Genomic DNA, 14,943 nt, shown 5'->3' with positions numbered 1-14,943 from the left:
GGACTCGAAGGTGATCGTGGCGATCAACAAGGACCCGGAGGCGCCGATCTTCTCGGTGGCGGACTACGGGCTGGAGGCGGATCTGTTCCAGGCCGTGCCGGAGTTGGTCAAGGCCTTGTAATTTGGCGCATATCAAAAGAGGGGCTGTCAGCCCCTCTTTTTCCATACGGGCGCAGAGGCGGGTTGGACAGAACATGAACAATGAATCCGGAGCAGCAGCGGCCTGATAGTGCCGGCTGACATTCGGGAGGGAATTCAAGATGAAGACGAAAAGCTTGCAGACCAAGGGTTGGCGCGTGGCGCGCATCGGTATGGCTCTGGCATGGAGCGGTGCCTCTGTTCTCGCGCATGCCGCAGGATGGACCGTGGGACAGGTCGGCCCCATGACCGGTGCCGAAGCCATTCAGGGGCGCGCCTATGCGCAGGGCATGCGACTGTATTTCGACCAGGTCAACAAGGCCGGTGGCGTGCAGGGCCAGCCCGTGGAACTGGTCGTGGAGGACGATGGCAGCCATCCCGATGAAACCGTGGCCAAGACCCGTCGCCTGCTGGCCGAGGCCAAGCCCGTGGTGCTCGCAGGCTATTTCGGCAACCGCAACCTGACGGCGCTGCTCGACAGCAAGCTGCTGGCGAATTCGCCGCTGGCCATCGTCGGCTATCAGAGCACGGACACGCGCGTGCTGTCGTCGCCCCAGATCTTCAGCACGCGCGCGGGCCTGTCCGAGCAGATGGCCAAGATCTCCACCCACCTGGCAACCGTCGGCATCACGCGCCTGGCGCTGGTCTATGAGGACCGGCCCGATGCTCAGGCGCTGACGGCGCTGGTGGAAAAGGCCATCACGCCCAGCGGCGCCAAGCTGGTGACTTCGGCCATGCTGCGCGGCAAGACCACGATCGACAAGACCGTGGAGCAGCTGCAGTCGTCCAAGACGCCGCCCCAGGCGGTGCTGGTGGTCGCCTCCAGCTCCGGGACGGCGGCCTTCGTGGAGGCCTATCGCATGGATGGCGGCACGGCCCAGATCTATGCGACCGCCGAGGCCGACATCGAGCAACTGGCCAAGCGCCTGCCAGTGGAGTACATGAGCGGGCTGTCCATCGCCCAGGTCGTGCCCAGCCCTTACAAGGTGTCGGCGCGCTTGAACAAGGAGTTCCGCGACGCGGCGGCCGCGGCCGGCAAGTCGCTGGAGGTGCCGGTCAGCTTCGCCATGATGGAGGGCTATGTGAATGCCAAGGTCATCGTCGAGGCCATGCGCCGTAGCCAGCCCGTCTCGCCCGAGAAGGTGGCGGCGGCCCTGCACGGCATCGACGCCTACGACCTGGGCGGCTACTGGGTCGGCTATCGCCCGGGCTCCCAGATCGGTTCGAAGTATGTGGACCTGTCCATCGTCAATGCCTCAGGGCGTGTGACGCAGTGAATCTCGATTGATAGAAAGCGTTGAAAATGACTTATTCGGCTCCCGTCAAAGACATGCTGTTCAACATGGAGCATCTGGCCCGGATTGAACAGGTAGCGCAGATTCCCGGTTTCGAGGAGGCAGGCCTGGAAACCGCTCAGGCTGTTCTCGAGGAATGCGCCAAGCTGTGCGAAGGCGTGGTGGCGCCGCTGAACGTGCCCGGCGACGTGAACCCTTCGTCATTCAGGGACGGCAAGGTCGCCACCACGCCCGGCTTTGCCGAAGCCTTCAGGCAATATGCCGAAGGCGGCTGGCAGGGCCTGCAGCACCCGGTGGATTTCGGCGGCCAGGGCCTGCCCAAGACCATAGGCGCGGCCTGCGTGGAAATGCTCAACAGCGCCAACCTGAGCTTTGCACTGTGCCCGCTGCTGACCGACGGCGCGATCGAGGCGCTGCTCACGGCCGGCAGCGATGCGCTCAAGGCCACGTATCTGGAAAAGCTGATCTCGGGCCAGTGGACCGGCACCATGAATCTGACCGAGCCCCAGGCCGGCTCCGACCTGGCGCTGGTGCGCACCAAGGCCGAGCCGCAGGCGGACGGCACCTACAAGGTCTTCGGCACCAAGATCTTCATCACCTACGGCGAGCACGACATGGCCGAGAACATCGTGCACCTGGTGCTGGCGCGTGTGGCCGGGGCGCCGGAAGGCGTCAAGGGCATCAGCCTGTTCGTGGTGCCCAAGTTCCTGGTGAATGCGGACGGCTCGCTGGGCGAGCGCAACGACGTGCACTGCGTCTCCATCGAGCACAAGATGGGCATCAAGGCCTCGCCCACGGCCGTGCTGCAGTACGGCGACAACGGCGGCGCCACTGGCTATCTGGTCGGCGAGGAAAACCGCGGCCTCGAATACATGTTCATCATGATGAATGCCGCCCGCTATGCGGTGGGCATGCAGGGCATTGCGGTGGCCGAGCGCTCCTACCAGCATGCCGTGCAGTACGCCAGGGAGCGCGTGCAAAGCCGTCCCGTCGACGGATCGGTCAAGGCCAGCGCCACCATCATCCACCACCCCGATGTGCGCCGCATGCTCATGACCATGCGCGCCTATACCGAAGGCTGCCGCGCCATGGCCAGCGTGGCCGCAGCGGCCTACGACGCCGCCCACCACCATGCCGATGCGCAGGTGCGCGAGGCCAATGCGGCCTTCTATGAATTCATGGTGCCGCTGGTCAAGGGCTACAGCACCGAGATGAGCCTCGAAGTCACCAGTCTGGGCGTGCAGGTGCACGGCGGCATGGGATTCATCGAGGAAACCGGCGCGGCACAGTACTACCGCGACGCCAAGATCCTGACCATCTACGAAGGCACGACGGCCATCCAGGCCAACGACCTCGTGGGCCGAAAGACCGGCCGCGACGGCGGCCAGACAGCCAGGGCGATTGCCGCCCAGATCGAGAAGACCGAAGGCGAGCTGCACGCCGACGGCAGTGCGGCCGCCAAGGCAGTGGCCGTCCGCCTGGAGCAGGCCCGCAAGGCATTCCTCGATGTGGTGGATTTCGTGGTGGCCCAGTCCAGGAACGATCCGAATGCCGTGTATGCGGGCAGCGTTCCCTACCTGATGCTGGCCGGCAATCTGGTGGCGGGATGGCAGATGGGCCGCGCCCTGCTGGCGGCGCAACAGCTGTTGCGCAAGGGACAGGACGAAGCCTTCATGCGCGCCAAGATGGTGACGGCCCAGTTCTATGCCGAGCACATTCTGACCCAGGCCCAGGGCCTGCGCGACGCCATCGTCGATGGGGGCGCCAGCGTCATGGCCTTGCCCATGGACGCGTTCTGAGCACCCTCTGAACCGCTTCGCGCCCTCCCCTTGGAGGGGGCGGCCCTTGCGGGCCGTCTCCAGACTGGGTGCGGGACGGTTCCATGGCTATGCCCGCAGCCCGCGAGAGCTGAACTCGGAATTGCTTCCTAAATGAGAGCTAATGACGCTTGGCAGGCAAGCGTCGCAGCCCTTTTTTGATAAGAATCTGTTACGGAGACTCTGCATGTCCAAACTTCCCACTGCCCTGCAAAAGCTGGCTTTGCCGGTCATCGGTTCGCCGCTGTTCATCATCAGCAACCCCAAGCTGGTGATCGAACAGTGCAAGGCCGGCATTGTCGGCTCCATGCCGGCGCTCAACGCACGTCCGGCCGCGCAACTCGAGGACTGGCTGGCCGAGATCACCGAGACCCTGGCCGCCTGGGACAAGGCCCATCCCGAGCAGCCCTCGGCGCCGTTCGCCATCAACCAGATCGTGCACAAGAGCAACGACCGGCTGGAACACGACATGCAGGTCTGCGCCCAATACAAGGTGCCCATCGTCATCACTTCGCTGGGGGCGCGCGAGGACGTGAACCAGGCTGTGCACAGCTGGGGCGGCGTGGTGCTGCACGACATCATCAACAACAAGTTCGCGCACAAGGCCGTCGAGAAAGGTGCCGATGGCCTGATCGCCGTGGCGGCCGGTGCGGGCGGCCATGCAGGCGTGAAGAGCCCGTTCGCGCTGATCCAGGAAATCCGCCAGTGGTTCGACGGTCCGCTGGCCCTGTCGGGCTCCATCGCCTCGGGGGGCGCCATCCTGGCGGCCCAGGCCATGGGTGCCGATTTCGCCTATATCGGCTCGGCCTTCATCGCCACCCATGAGGCGCGCGCCGTCGACGGCTACAAGCAAGCCATCGTGGATAGCACGTCCGACGACATCGTCTACAGCAATCTGTTCACCGGGGTGCACGGCAACTACCTTGCGCCTTCGATCCGCGCTGCGGGCCTGGACCCGGAGAACCTGCCGGTGTCCGATCCCAGCAAGATGAACTTCGGAGGCGATGCCAAGAAGGCCTGGAAGGACATCTGGGGCTGCGGCCAGGGCATTGGCGCGATCAACGAGGTCACTGCGACGGCCGACCTGGTGGATCGCCTCAAGCGCGAGTACCGGCAGGCCCGCGAGCGGCTGCAGCTGGGCTGAGCCCGCTTTTCCTTCCGACAGACGGCGCCCTCGGGCGCCGTTTTCATTTTTCGCATCATTTGTCAGCAAATGTGCGTTGTTTGATGGAGATCAAGCGTGCCTGAATCCTACAGGCGGTTTGGGGACGGCCTGCCATGATGAGGATCAAAATGGAGTAGTATTTCTTTGTTTTCAGTAAATACTGAAAATTCAAAAATGAAAGAGCTATCTCAATTCGCAACCGCTGGACTTCACGCACGAGGCCTGCGAGCCGGTGCTGCATTGCAGCTCGCCGCCGCATTGCTCTGGCTGCCCCAGGCCGCGCTGCTGGCCTGGGCCGTGCAGCAGATGGCGAATGGCCGGTCCGTGCGCCATCTGGCAACGGCAGCGACCGGCGTGCTGGTTCTGGGCGTGCTGCGCGCCTGGTGTGAAGGGCTGGGCGTGCTGCGGGCCCAGCGCGCCGCGCGTGCCACGCTGAGCCGGTTGCGCGCCCAGGTGTTGCAGGCGCTGGCCCAGGCCTCGCCGCTGGACAAGGCGCGTCCCCCCTCGGGACAGGCCGCCAGCGCGGTGGCCGAACAGTCCGAGGCCGTGGTGCCCTGGCTGGCGCGCTACCAGAGCGCCATGTGGCGCGTGCGCATCGTTCCGCTGGCCCTTGCGGCGGCCGTTGCCAGCCAGAGCTGGATTGCCGCACTGATTCTGATGCTGGCGGCACCGCTGATTCCCCTGTTCATGGCCATCGTGGGCTGGCGTGCCCGCGCCGCCAGCGAGGAACAGCTGGTGGAGATGGGCGGCATGAACGCCTTCTTGCTGGACCGCCTGCGGGGCCTGAGCACCTTGCGGGCGCTGGGGGCGGTGGATGCCTCGGCCCTGCGGCTGCGCAGCCATGCCGAGTCGCTGCGCCGGCGCACCATGCGCGTGCTGCGCATCGCCTTTCTGTCCTCGGCCGTGCTGGAGCTGTTTTCCGCGCTGGGCGTGGCCATGGTGGCGGTCTATGTGGGTTTCCATCTGCTGGGCATGCTGCCGTTCGGTGCCTGGGGCCATACGCTGACGCTGGGGCAGGCGCTGTTCGTGCTGCTGCTGGCGCCCGCCTTCTTCGAGCCGCTGCGCGACCTCTCGGCGGTCTGGCATGACCGCGCCGCAGGCGAGGCCGCCATCAAGACTCTGAACATGCTGTGCCGGCAGGCCACGCCGCTGGTCGGCAGCTTCGAGGCACTCCCTGAAGACGGGCATGGAGCGCATGCCGGCCCGGTGTCGGTAGAGGCTTTCGACCTTTGCGTCCAGGCCCCGGGCAGCGTGTCGCGGCTGGCGCCTTTGAACCTGCGCATCGAGGCGGGCGAGCATGTGGCGTTGTGGAGTCCCAGCGGCAGCGGCAAATCGGTGCTGCTTGCGCAACTGGCAGGCATGCTGCCTGTACTGCAGGGCCGGGTGGAGATCGATGGCCGGCCGCTGAATGCCGAGAATGCGCCCGCGTTGCGCGCGCGCATGGCCTGGATGGGCCAGCAGCGCCATGTGTTCGCCGGATCGGTGCAACGCAATGTGGCGCTGGGCCGCGCACAGGTGAGCGCAGCAGACGTGCAGGCTGCTGGCGAGCAGGCGGCGCTGGGCGCCGTGCTGCAGGCCCGTGCGGGCATGAGCCTGGGCGAGGGCGGCAGCGGATTGTCGGGCGGGGAAGCAGTGCGCCTGGCGCTGGCGCGCCTGGCAGTGAACCGGCAGGCCGGGCTGCTGCTGGTCGACGAGCCGACGGCACACCTGGATCCGGACACCGCAGCACAGGTCGCCGAAGCCCTGCTGCGCATCGCCGGGGACCGTACGCTGATCGTGGCCACCCATGATGCGCAACTGGCGCGGCGCATGGGCCGCATCATCGATTTGCCGCTGCAGGGCGATGCCGGGCCTGCCGGGGCCTTGCCAGTGCTGCAGGAAAGGACTGCTGATGCGTGAAGGCCTGGATCGCCATCCGCGCTCCGGCAAGGGGGCATGGACCCTGCTGCGCGCGCTCGATGCCATGGCGGGGCGCAGGCTCTGGCTGGGCGGAGCGTTGCTGGCGGCGCTGACCGTGCTCATGGGCATGGCCTTGCTGGGCCTGTCCGGCTGGTTCATCACGGCCACGGCGCTGGCCGGGCTGGTGCCGGCCACGGCCCTGGTGTTCGATGTATTCATGCCCTCGGCAGGCATCCGCCTGCTCGCCGTGGGCCGGACCGGCGCACGCTATGCGGAGCGCCTGGTCACGCACGATGCCACGCTGGCCGTGCTGGCCGCGCTGCGCGAAAAGCTGTTTCGCCACTGGTCCCGGCCCCAGGCGGCGCGCCTGCTGATGCTGCGTCCCGCGCGCCTGCTGCAGCGGCTGACCAGCGATGTGGATGCGCTGGACAGCCTGTATCTGCGCCTGCTGGTGCCCGGCATGGCGGCGCTTGGCGCCGCGCTATTGGCCGGGCTGTCGTTCGGCCTGATGCGCTGGTGGCTGGGACTGCTGGCATTGGCATGGCTGCTGCTGGCGGGCTGGGGCATTGCGCTGTGGCACGGGCTGCGCACCCGCCAGGCGGCCGTGCGCCGCGCCATGGCGCTGGAGGCGCTGCGGCTGCAGAGCGTCGACCTTGCTGCCGGGCAGGCGGAACTTCTGATGGCGGGGCAGCTGCCGGCCCAGGTGGCTGCCGTACTGGCCTGCGATGCGCGCGCTGCGGTGGCCGACGACCGCCTCTATCGTGCCGAAGCCCGCGCCGCGCAGGCCTATGGCGTGGCCGGCGCGCTGACCCTGAGCGCCGCGCTGCTGGCCATGGGCAGTCTGGTGGAGCGCGGACAGATCGGCGTGGCCGTGGCCGCGCTGGGCATTTTGCTGGCGCTTTCGGCCATGGAGCCGTTTGCCGCGCTGCGCCGCGGTGCAGCGGAGGCCGGCCGCACCTGGCTGGCGGTGCGCCGCATCGGCAAGGCGGCAGTGGAGGAGGGGCCGCAGCAGGCCGGGCGCCAGCCGACGCCCGGGGCCGGGCTGGCAGTGCAGCTCGACAGCGCATGCGCGGCCCATCCGGGGCAGATGGCGGCTCTGGGGCCGCTGGATCTGCATATCCGCGAAGGCGAGCGTGTGGCACTGATAGGCCGCAGCGGTGCAGGCAAGAGCAGCCTGCTGTCGCTGATCGCGGGCGAGCTGCCTCTGGTGTCGGGACGCGCCGCAGCCGGCTTCTGCTGCTGGATGACACAGCGCACAGAACTGTTCCAGGACAGCCTGCGCGACAACCTGCGCCTGGCCGCGCCCGAGGCGGACGACGACGTACTGTGGCAGGCGCTGGAGGCAGCCGGGCTGGCGCAGGATGTCCGTGCCATGCCGCACGAGCTCGATACGGTGCTGGGCGAAGGGGGGCTGGGACTGTCGGGCGGGCAGGCAAGGCGGCTGGCGCTGGCGCGGCTGCTGCTGCATCCGGCCCGTTGCTGGCTGCTGGACGAGCCCACCGAAGGGCTGGATGCGGCCACGGCCGGCGATGTGCTGCAGCGGCTGGCCGTGGCGGCCCGGGGGCGCACCCTGGTGCTGGCTTCCCACTGGCAGCGCGAGGCGCGGCTGGCGGACCGGTTGCTGTGGCTCGAAAACGGGCGCATCTGCGGCCAGGCGCTGCGCGGTACGCCGCAGTTCGATGAAGCCATCGGGCGGCTGAGGCCCGATGCCGGGAATTGAAGATCAATGTTTGAAAGTCCAAGAGAAAGGAATTCGTCATGGACCTCGATATCGTCGATTTGTCGCGGCTGCAGTTCGCGATAACGGCGCTCTACCACTTCCTGTTCGTGCCGCTGACGCTGGGCCTGTCCATACTCGTCGCCATCATGGAGACGGTGTACGTGATGACGGGCCGGGCGATCTGGCGCGACATGACCAAGTTCTGGGGCGTGCTGTTCGGCATCAACTTCGCCATGGGCGTGGCCACGGGCGTGGTGATGGAGTTCCAGTTCGGCATGAACTGGAGCTACTACAGCCACTATGTGGGCGACATCTTCGGTGCGCCGCTGGCCATCGAAGGACTGATGGCCTTCTTCCTGGAAGCGACCTTCGTGGGCCTGTTCTTCTTCGGCTGGGACCGGCTGAGCAAGGTCAAGCACCTGGTCGTGACCTGCCTGATGGCCATCGGCACCAATTTCTCGGCGCTGTGGATTCTGGTGGCCAATGGCTGGATGCAGAACCCCGTGGGCGCTGCGTTCAATCCGCAGACCATGCGCATGGAGGTGACCGATTTCTTTGCCGTCATCACCAATCCCGTGGCCCAGGCCAAGTTCGTGCACACGGTGTCGGCCGGTTATGTGATGGCTTCGCTGTTCGTGCTCGGCGTCTCGGCCTGGTATGTGCTCAAGGGGCGCCATCTGCACCTGGCCAAGCGCTCGATGACCGTGGCCGCCTCCTTTGGCCTGGCCGCCTCGCTGTCGGTGGTGGTGCTGGGCGACGAGAGCGGCTATCTGTCTTCGGAGCACCAGAAGATGAAGCTCGCGTCGATCGAAGCCATGTGGAACACCGAAAAGGCTCCGGCCTCGTTCACGGCCTTCGGCTTTCCCGACCGCCAGGCGCGCGAGACGCACTTTGCCGTGCATATTCCCTGGGTCATGGGCCTGATCGGCACGCGCTCGCTGACGACCGAGATTCCCGGCATCAACCAGCTGGTGCAGAACGCCGAGGGCCACATCCGCAGCGGCATCGATGCCTATGACGCGCTGCAGAGCATACGTGCCGCCAAATCGGAAGCCCAGATTCCCGCCGAGGCGCGCCAGCGCTTCGAGGACAAGGGTGCGAACCTGGGCTATGCACTGCTGCTGATGCGCTATGTGGACGATCCGCGCAAGGCCACCGATGCGCAGATCCGCCAGGCCGCCATGGACACCGTGCCTCCTGTGGGGCCGCTGTTCTGGACCTTCCGCATCATGGTGGGGCTGGGCATGTTCTTCATCGTGCTGACGGCCACCTTCTTCTGGCTGTCCGTGCGCCACCGGCTGGACGCCTATCCGTGGCTTCTCAAGCTGGCCGTGCTGTCCATCCCCTTGCCCTGGATTGCTGCCGAATGCGGCTGGATCGTGGCCGAACTGGGCCGCCAGCCGTGGATCATCGAAGGCGTGCTGCCCACGGCCATGGCCGTATCGAATCTGGGCGCGACCACGCTGCTGCTGACCATCATCGGCTTTGTGCTGATCTACACCGTGCTGCTGCTGATCGAGATGAAGCTCATGCTGCGCGCCATCCGCAAGGGGCCCGAGCACGAGAGCGAGCCTCACCTGAGCTTTTACGAACCCATGATCGAAAAGCTGGCCGGCGCCCGCGGCTGACGGACAAGGAGTACGAAAAATGATCCTGCATGAATTGATTGCATATGACGTGCTGCGCGTCATCTGGTGGCTGCTGCTGGGCGTGCTGCTCGTGGGCTTTGCCGTGACCGACGGTTTCGACCTGGGCTCCATGGGCCTGCTGCGCGCCACGGCCCGCACCGATGTGGAGCGCCGCGTGGTCATCAACTCCGTGGGCCCGGTCTGGGAAGGCAACCAGGTCTGGCTGATCCTGGGCGGCGGCGCCATCTTCGCGGCCTGGCCCCAGCTGTACGCCGTGTCGTTCTCGGGCTTTTACCTGGCCATGTTCGCCGTGCTGGTGCCGCTGATCCTGCGTCCCGTGGCCTTCAAGTTCCGCAGCAAGCGCGAGGACGCGGCATGGCGCAACCGCTGGGACTGGGTGCTGTGCATCACGGGCCTGGCACCCGCGCTGCTGTTCGGCGTGGCCGTGGGCAATGTGATCCTGGGCGTGCCCTTCCGCCTGGGCGAGGACATGCGCATCTACTACGAGGGCTCTTTCTTCGGCCTGCTGACACCGTTCGCGCTGCTGTGCGGGCTGGTGTCGCTGTCCATGCTGCTCATGCACGGCGCGGCTTGGCTGGTATTCAAGACGGAAGGCGAAGTCTCGGCCCGCGCCGCGCGCTATGGCTGCATTGCCGCCGTGGCAACCACGCTGCTGTTCGCCGTGGCCGGCATCTGGCTGGCCACCGGCATCAACGGCTATGCCATCACCAGCGAGATCCAACCGGCCGGCCCCTCCAACCCGCTGAACAAGACCGCCGTGGTGGCCGCCGGCGCCTGGATGTCCAACTTCAAGGCCCAGCCGCTGCTGTGGCTGGTGCCGGGCCTGGGCCTGGTCATGCCGCTGATCGTGGCCCTGGGCTTGCGCGGGCGCCGCGAGTGGCTGGCGCTGCTGGGCAGCGGCCTGGCCGTGGCCGGCATCATCCTCACCGTGGGCGCGGCCATGTTCCCCATGATCCTGCCCTCGACCATCGATCCGCGCTTCAGCCTGACGGTCTGGGATTCGTCCTCCAGCCATGTGACGCTGTTCATCATGCTGGTGTGCGTGCTGATCTTCCTGCCGCTGATCCTGGCCTACACCAGCTGGGTGTACTCGGTGCTGCGCGGCAAGGTGGATCCGGTGGCCATTGCCACGGGCCAGGGACATTCGTACTGATTCGGGGAAAGGAGAAAACTATGTGGTACTTCGCCTGGCTGCTGGGCCTGCCGCTGGCCGCGGCATTTGCGGTGCTCAATGCGATGTGGTTCGAACTGATGGATGACGAGGCAACGCGCCGCCGCATCCTGCAGCGCACCGGTTCGGCGCCCGACGCCTGACCGGATTCCGGCCCTTATGTGAAAGCCCGGCCTGCCTGTGCAGGCCGGGCTTTTTGCCGGCTGCAGTTGCATTGCGTTGCAACAAAGAAACCGTGCGCGCCGCAGATGGCCGCTCCCGCATGGCAAATGCCTTTAAGGTAGGCGGCGTCTGCTGTTTCTGGAGGAAAACCGATGGAAGAGGAAAACGGGTCCATGGAACCCATTTCCCGTCAATATCAGCGCGAGCGCAGAAGCGGGGGCAAGGGCAGGGCGGCCGTGCTGGTGCTGCTCGTGGCCGTGGCGGGTTATGGCGCATGGCGCTACGTGCATCGTGCCCAGGCGCCGGCACCTGCGGCTGTGCCTTCGGCCGAGCCGGCATCTCCCGCAGTGATGCCGCCCCAACCGGCCGACAAGGCGGCGCCGGCGCAGCCCGGGGAAGAGCACCATCCTCTGCAACCCGAGGCCGACAGCAAGGGCAATCCTCCGCTGGCTCCCGGTGCCGATGCGGCGCTGGAGGATGCGGTGACGCAGTGGCTGGGCAAGGAGCGCAGCCTGCGCTTCGTGGCGACGGACGGGCTTTCGCGCCGCATCGTTGCCACCATCGACAACCTGCCGCGCAGCCAGGCCGCTTCGCGCCTGTGGCCGCTGTTCCCGGTGGGTGGGCGCCTGGCCGTGCAGGAGACCGGCGCCGGCCTGCAGATCTCGCCGGACAATGCCGCGCGCTACGACGCCGTGGTCGGCTTTGTCAGCGGCATCGATCCGGTGCAGGCTGCAGCACTATACAAGCGCATCTACCCGGTGCTGCAGCACAGCTACGAAGAACTCGGCTATCCGGGCAGGCAGTTCAACGACCGGCTGGTCGCCGTGATCGACCATCTGCTGCAGACGCCGGAACCGGACCGGCCGCTGGCCCTGAAACTGGTGCAGGTGCAGGGCCAGGTGGCGCCACAGCAGCCCTGGCTGCGCTATGAATTCGCCGACCCCCAGCTGCAGTCGCTGTCGGCGGGGCAGAAGATTCTGCTGCGCATGGGGCGCGAGCATGCGCATCGCGTCAAGGCCGTGCTGCAGGCCGTACGCGCGCAGATCGCCGCGCCAGGGCAGCCTTCGAGCTGAGGAAAAAAGTGCGCGGCGCACAAAAAAAGGCTTGCATCTGCAAGCCTTCTGGCGGGGCGCGGCGGAAAAGGGGCGGGATGGCTCAGGAGGCCGCGGGCTCTCGCGGTTCCCTGCTGCGCGAGGCGCCCGTGATCTTGTCCTTGAGATCGAGCAGCCGCGTGACGGCCGTGCCCATGCCCATGAGCTGCATGGCGGTCTCGGGCGAGAGGCGCTGCACGTCGTCGAACCAGCTCATCAGCCGGTCGATGAGCTCGTGCATCTCGCGCATGCGCTGCTGGGCATAGCGGTCCTCGTCGGTGGTCGCTTCTTCGAGCATGGCCGCGCGCAGCATGGATTGCGTGGGCTCGATTTCGCGGCGGCGGCGCTCCTCGGCCAGCCGCTTGAAGATCTCCCAGACTTCCTGCGGTGCCTGGAAGTATTCGCGCCGGTCGCCGGGCTGATGGCGCAGCTGCACCAGCCGCCATGCCTGCAATTCCTTGAGGCCCATGCTCACATTGGAGCGCGAGAACTCCAGCGTCTCGGCAATCTGATCGGCATTGAGCGGCTCTGGCGACAGGAACAGCAGCGCGTAGATCTGCCCTACGGTGCGGTTGATGCCCCAGCGGCTGCCCATTTCCCCGAAATGTGAAACAAACTGCCGGCTCAGCTCCGAAAGTGGTTTGGCTTGCGTCATGGCCTCCATTGTGCCTTTGCCCGGCGGCGCGGCCGGATGCGCCACGTCAAGCGCAGGCTTGCCGGCCAGGGGTGGATCGCTGTTGCAATGAAATCACCGGCTGCCGGTTTGATTTACAAAAAGTTTAATGCTCGTCAGCAAATTGTTGGCAATAGGCGCAAAATCGCGTCCTTGCTGCATTTTTACCGCCGGGCATGACATGCATCCTGGGTCCGGCCTTGCCGCTGGAGCTGTTGCAGGCGCCGCGGCCACGATTACATGGCAAACAGTTCAACCTCCTCCGCGTCCCGCAGTGCGCTGATCGACTGCACCAAGGGCCTGGCCTGCGCGGCCATCGTCTGGCACCACCTGGCTTTCTACGGCCCTATGTCCGATGTGGCCCACCCCGCCATGCCCGAAGTGCTGGACTGGCTCTATGAATATGCGCGCATGGCCGTGCAGGTCTTCCTGGTGCTGGGCGGCTATCTGGCCGCCGCCAGCTTGGCACCCATGGGGTCGGCCAAGTTCGATGCGCCTTTTCCCAAGATCGGCAAGCGCTTTGTGCGCTTGGTCGTGCCCTATGCGGTGGCCCTGGTGGTGACCATCATCGTTTCCGCCGCCATCCGTCCCTGGTTCGACCACGAATCGGTCTCGGCCGATCCCGGCCTGTGGCAGCTGCTGGCCCATGCACTGCTGCTGCAGAACATCGTAGGCGAGGAATCGCTGTCGGCCGGCGTCTGGTATGTGTCCATCGATTTCCAGCTGTTTGCGCTGAGCACCTTGCTGCTGGCCGGCGTGCGCTGGGCCGGCAGGGCCGCATCCCGGCGCTGGGGCCGGCAGGCCGTTGCCGCCTGGTGGCCCTGGGCGCTGACGGGCGCGCAGGCCCTGGTGGTGCTGGGCGTGGCCGCATCGCTGTACGGCTTCAATCGCGATGCCGACTGGGACGTCTGGGCCGTGTACTTCTTCGGTGCCTACGGCCTGGGCATGATGGCCTTCTGGGCCGTGCAGGCCGACAGGCGTTCCACGGCCTGGAGCTGGGCCATGCTGATCGCGGCCCTGGTGATCTCGGCGCTGGTGCTGGAGTGGCGCGATCGCATTGCGCTGGCCGGCGCCACGGCGCTGCTGCTCATCGTCGCCATGCGCACCCCGGCGCTCGCCCGGTGGCCGGGGCTGGCGCTGCTGCGCCGCCTGGGCCAGATTTCCTATTCGGTGTTCCTGATCCATTTTTCGGTCTGCCTGCTGGTCAATGCCGTGGAAAGCCATTTCTGGCCGACCTCGATTCCCGCTGCGCTGGTCGGCATGGTGTCGGCATTCGTGCTGTCGATTGCGGCCGGCTACCTGCTCTACCAGAAGATCGAGCGCCATGTGCCGTCCTGGCACGAGGCGCTGCGCTGGCAGGCCGGCCTGATCGGCGCGGGCCTGCTGACGGCCGTGGTGGCAGGCTTGCGCTGAAGGCGCAGGCTTGTTGCCTGATGCACAAAAAAAGCAGCTTTCAAAGCTGCTTTTTTTGTTGAGAGGCGGGGTGCAGGCCTTCAGCGGTGCAGCTCGCCGGCGCTCTCGGGCTGGAAGTCGATGCCGTCCACGCGCACCGTGACCTGGCCCGTGGGGCTGGGCATCTGGAACTGGTCGCCCACCGACAGGCCCAGCAGCGCAATGCCCACCGGTGCGAACACGGACACCTTGTCGGGACTGCCGTCCATGTCCTTGGGGTAGACCAGGGTCAGCGTGTTGGTCTTGCCGGACTCCAGCAGCGTGAAGCGCACGGTGGAGTTCATGGTCACCAGATTGGCCGGAATTTCCGCCGGTTCCAGCACGTCGGCGCGGTCCAGCTCGGCCTCCAGCGCGGCGCGGCCCGGAAAACTGCCGGCCTGCTTTTCCAGCAGGGCTTCGATGCGCTCCAGATCCAAGGACGACAAAGTGATGTGGGGCTTGCGCTCCATGATGTGACTCCCTTGCAAGGTGGTGTGATCCTGCGGGCGCGGAGAAAACAGCTTGCGCCAACGGAAAAAAGCCCGGGCAACGGGGTTGTCCGGGCCAAGGCATTTGAAAAGCACCAAGTTGGTGCATTGCAGCCATTGTGTGGGCAGCGGCCATGAAAGCCAAGGCTTCTCGCACGGCGCCAGTGCGGATTGCTTGCCATTTTGGCGGTTTTGCTCTAGTTAAGTGAGCTGGCTTCGCTTGACCGGTGGGCGCTGGCGTGGA

At 66.3% G+C, this 14,943-nt stretch carries 13 protein-coding genes and 1 pseudogene; 12 read left to right on the top strand and 2 right to left on the bottom strand.

Going from position 1 to position 14,943, the window contains the following annotated elements; all coding sequences use genetic code 11:
- The 10 genes and pseudogenes from V8Z74_RS18240 to V8Z74_RS18195 all read left to right on the top strand — a co-directional run.
- Positions 1 to 121: pseudogene (locus V8Z74_RS18240) on the top strand (electron transfer flavoprotein subunit alpha/FixB family protein); the annotation flags it as partial.
- Between the two features lie 139 nt (positions 122 to 260).
- A complete protein-coding gene (locus tag V8Z74_RS18235) occupies positions 261 to 1,415 on the top strand; it encodes an ABC transporter substrate-binding protein (protein ID WP_349710520.1) in 1,155 nt (384 codons plus the stop codon).
- A 26-nt stretch (positions 1,416 to 1,441) separates the two neighbouring features.
- The gene (locus tag V8Z74_RS18230) at positions 1,442 to 3,232 is read left to right on the top strand and encodes an acyl-CoA dehydrogenase (protein WP_349710519.1); all 1,791 of its coding nucleotides are present in this window, start codon (positions 1,442 to 1,444) and stop codon (positions 3,230 to 3,232) included.
- Positions 3,233 to 3,437: 205 nt separating this feature from the next.
- Positions 3,438 to 4,394: an NAD(P)H-dependent flavin oxidoreductase gene (locus tag V8Z74_RS18225; RefSeq protein ID WP_066481047.1), complete on the top strand. Its 957-nt coding sequence runs from the start codon at positions 3,438 to 3,440 to the stop codon at positions 4,392 to 4,394.
- 195 nt (positions 4,395 to 4,589) lie between these two features.
- Positions 4,590 to 6,314 carry a thiol reductant ABC exporter subunit CydD gene (gene cydD / locus V8Z74_RS18220; RefSeq protein WP_349710518.1) on the top strand — a complete coding sequence of 575 codons (1,725 nt, stop codon included), beginning with the start codon at positions 4,590 to 4,592 and terminating at the stop codon, positions 6,312 to 6,314.
- Entirely contained in the window at positions 6,307 to 8,034 is a 1,728-nt protein-coding gene (gene cydC / locus V8Z74_RS18215) for a thiol reductant ABC exporter subunit CydC (protein ID WP_502879577.1), read from the top strand. The genes cydD and cydC overlap by 8 nt, the downstream gene beginning before the upstream one ends.
- A gap of 38 nt (positions 8,035 to 8,072) precedes the next feature.
- Positions 8,073 to 9,662: a cytochrome ubiquinol oxidase subunit I gene (locus V8Z74_RS18210; protein WP_349710516.1), complete on the top strand. Its 1,590-nt coding sequence runs from the start codon at positions 8,073 to 8,075 to the stop codon at positions 9,660 to 9,662.
- A gap of 19 nt (positions 9,663 to 9,681) precedes the next feature.
- On the top strand, positions 9,682 to 10,836 hold the full coding sequence (gene cydB, locus V8Z74_RS18205; protein ID WP_349710515.1) for a cytochrome d ubiquinol oxidase subunit II: 1,155 nt from the start codon (positions 9,682 to 9,684) through the stop codon (positions 10,834 to 10,836).
- A 20-nt stretch (positions 10,837 to 10,856) separates the two neighbouring features.
- Positions 10,857 to 10,997, top strand: a complete 141-nt coding sequence (gene cydX / locus V8Z74_RS18200) for a cytochrome bd-I oxidase subunit CydX (protein ID WP_349710514.1) — start codon at positions 10,857 to 10,859, stop codon at positions 10,995 to 10,997.
- Between the two features lie 192 nt (positions 10,998 to 11,189).
- Complete coding sequence (locus tag V8Z74_RS18195; protein WP_349710513.1) at positions 11,190 to 12,089, top strand: DUF3014 domain-containing protein; 900 nt, start codon at positions 11,190 to 11,192, stop codon at positions 12,087 to 12,089.
- An 82-nt stretch (positions 12,090 to 12,171) separates the two neighbouring features.
- Here V8Z74_RS18195 and V8Z74_RS18190 read toward each other — a convergent pair whose 3' ends face one another.
- On the bottom strand, positions 12,172 to 12,771 hold the full coding sequence (locus V8Z74_RS18190) for a GbsR/MarR family transcriptional regulator (protein WP_066481327.1): 600 nt from the start codon (positions 12,769 to 12,771) through the stop codon (positions 12,172 to 12,174).
- Between the two features lie 27 nt (positions 12,772 to 12,798).
- Here V8Z74_RS18190 and V8Z74_RS18185 point away from each other — a divergent pair, with 27 nt between their 5' ends.
- Both V8Z74_RS18185 and V8Z74_RS18180 read left to right on the top strand, forming a co-directional pair.
- Positions 12,799 to 12,960, top strand: a complete 162-nt coding sequence (locus V8Z74_RS18185) for a hypothetical protein (RefSeq protein ID WP_349710512.1) — start codon at positions 12,799 to 12,801, stop codon at positions 12,958 to 12,960.
- A gap of 60 nt (positions 12,961 to 13,020) precedes the next feature.
- Positions 13,021 to 14,193 carry an acyltransferase family protein gene (locus tag V8Z74_RS18180; RefSeq protein WP_066481071.1) on the top strand — a complete coding sequence of 391 codons (1,173 nt, stop codon included), beginning with the start codon at positions 13,021 to 13,023 and terminating at the stop codon, positions 14,191 to 14,193.
- Between the two features lie 80 nt (positions 14,194 to 14,273).
- Here the strand turns inward: V8Z74_RS18180 and rnk are convergent, their stop codons facing one another.
- Complete coding sequence (gene rnk, locus V8Z74_RS18175; protein WP_066481075.1) at positions 14,274 to 14,681, bottom strand: nucleoside diphosphate kinase regulator; 408 nt, start codon at positions 14,679 to 14,681, stop codon at positions 14,274 to 14,276.
- Positions 14,682 to 14,943: the final 262 nt, after the last annotated feature.

It is taken from the genome of Comamonas sp. w2-DMI, from assembly GCF_040187735.1.
Taxonomy (GTDB): Bacteria; Pseudomonadota; Gammaproteobacteria; order Burkholderiales; family Burkholderiaceae_C; genus Comamonas; species Comamonas terrae.
Note: the sequence above shows the minus strand (reverse complement) of the source record. Positions and strands in the feature narration are given on the sequence as shown.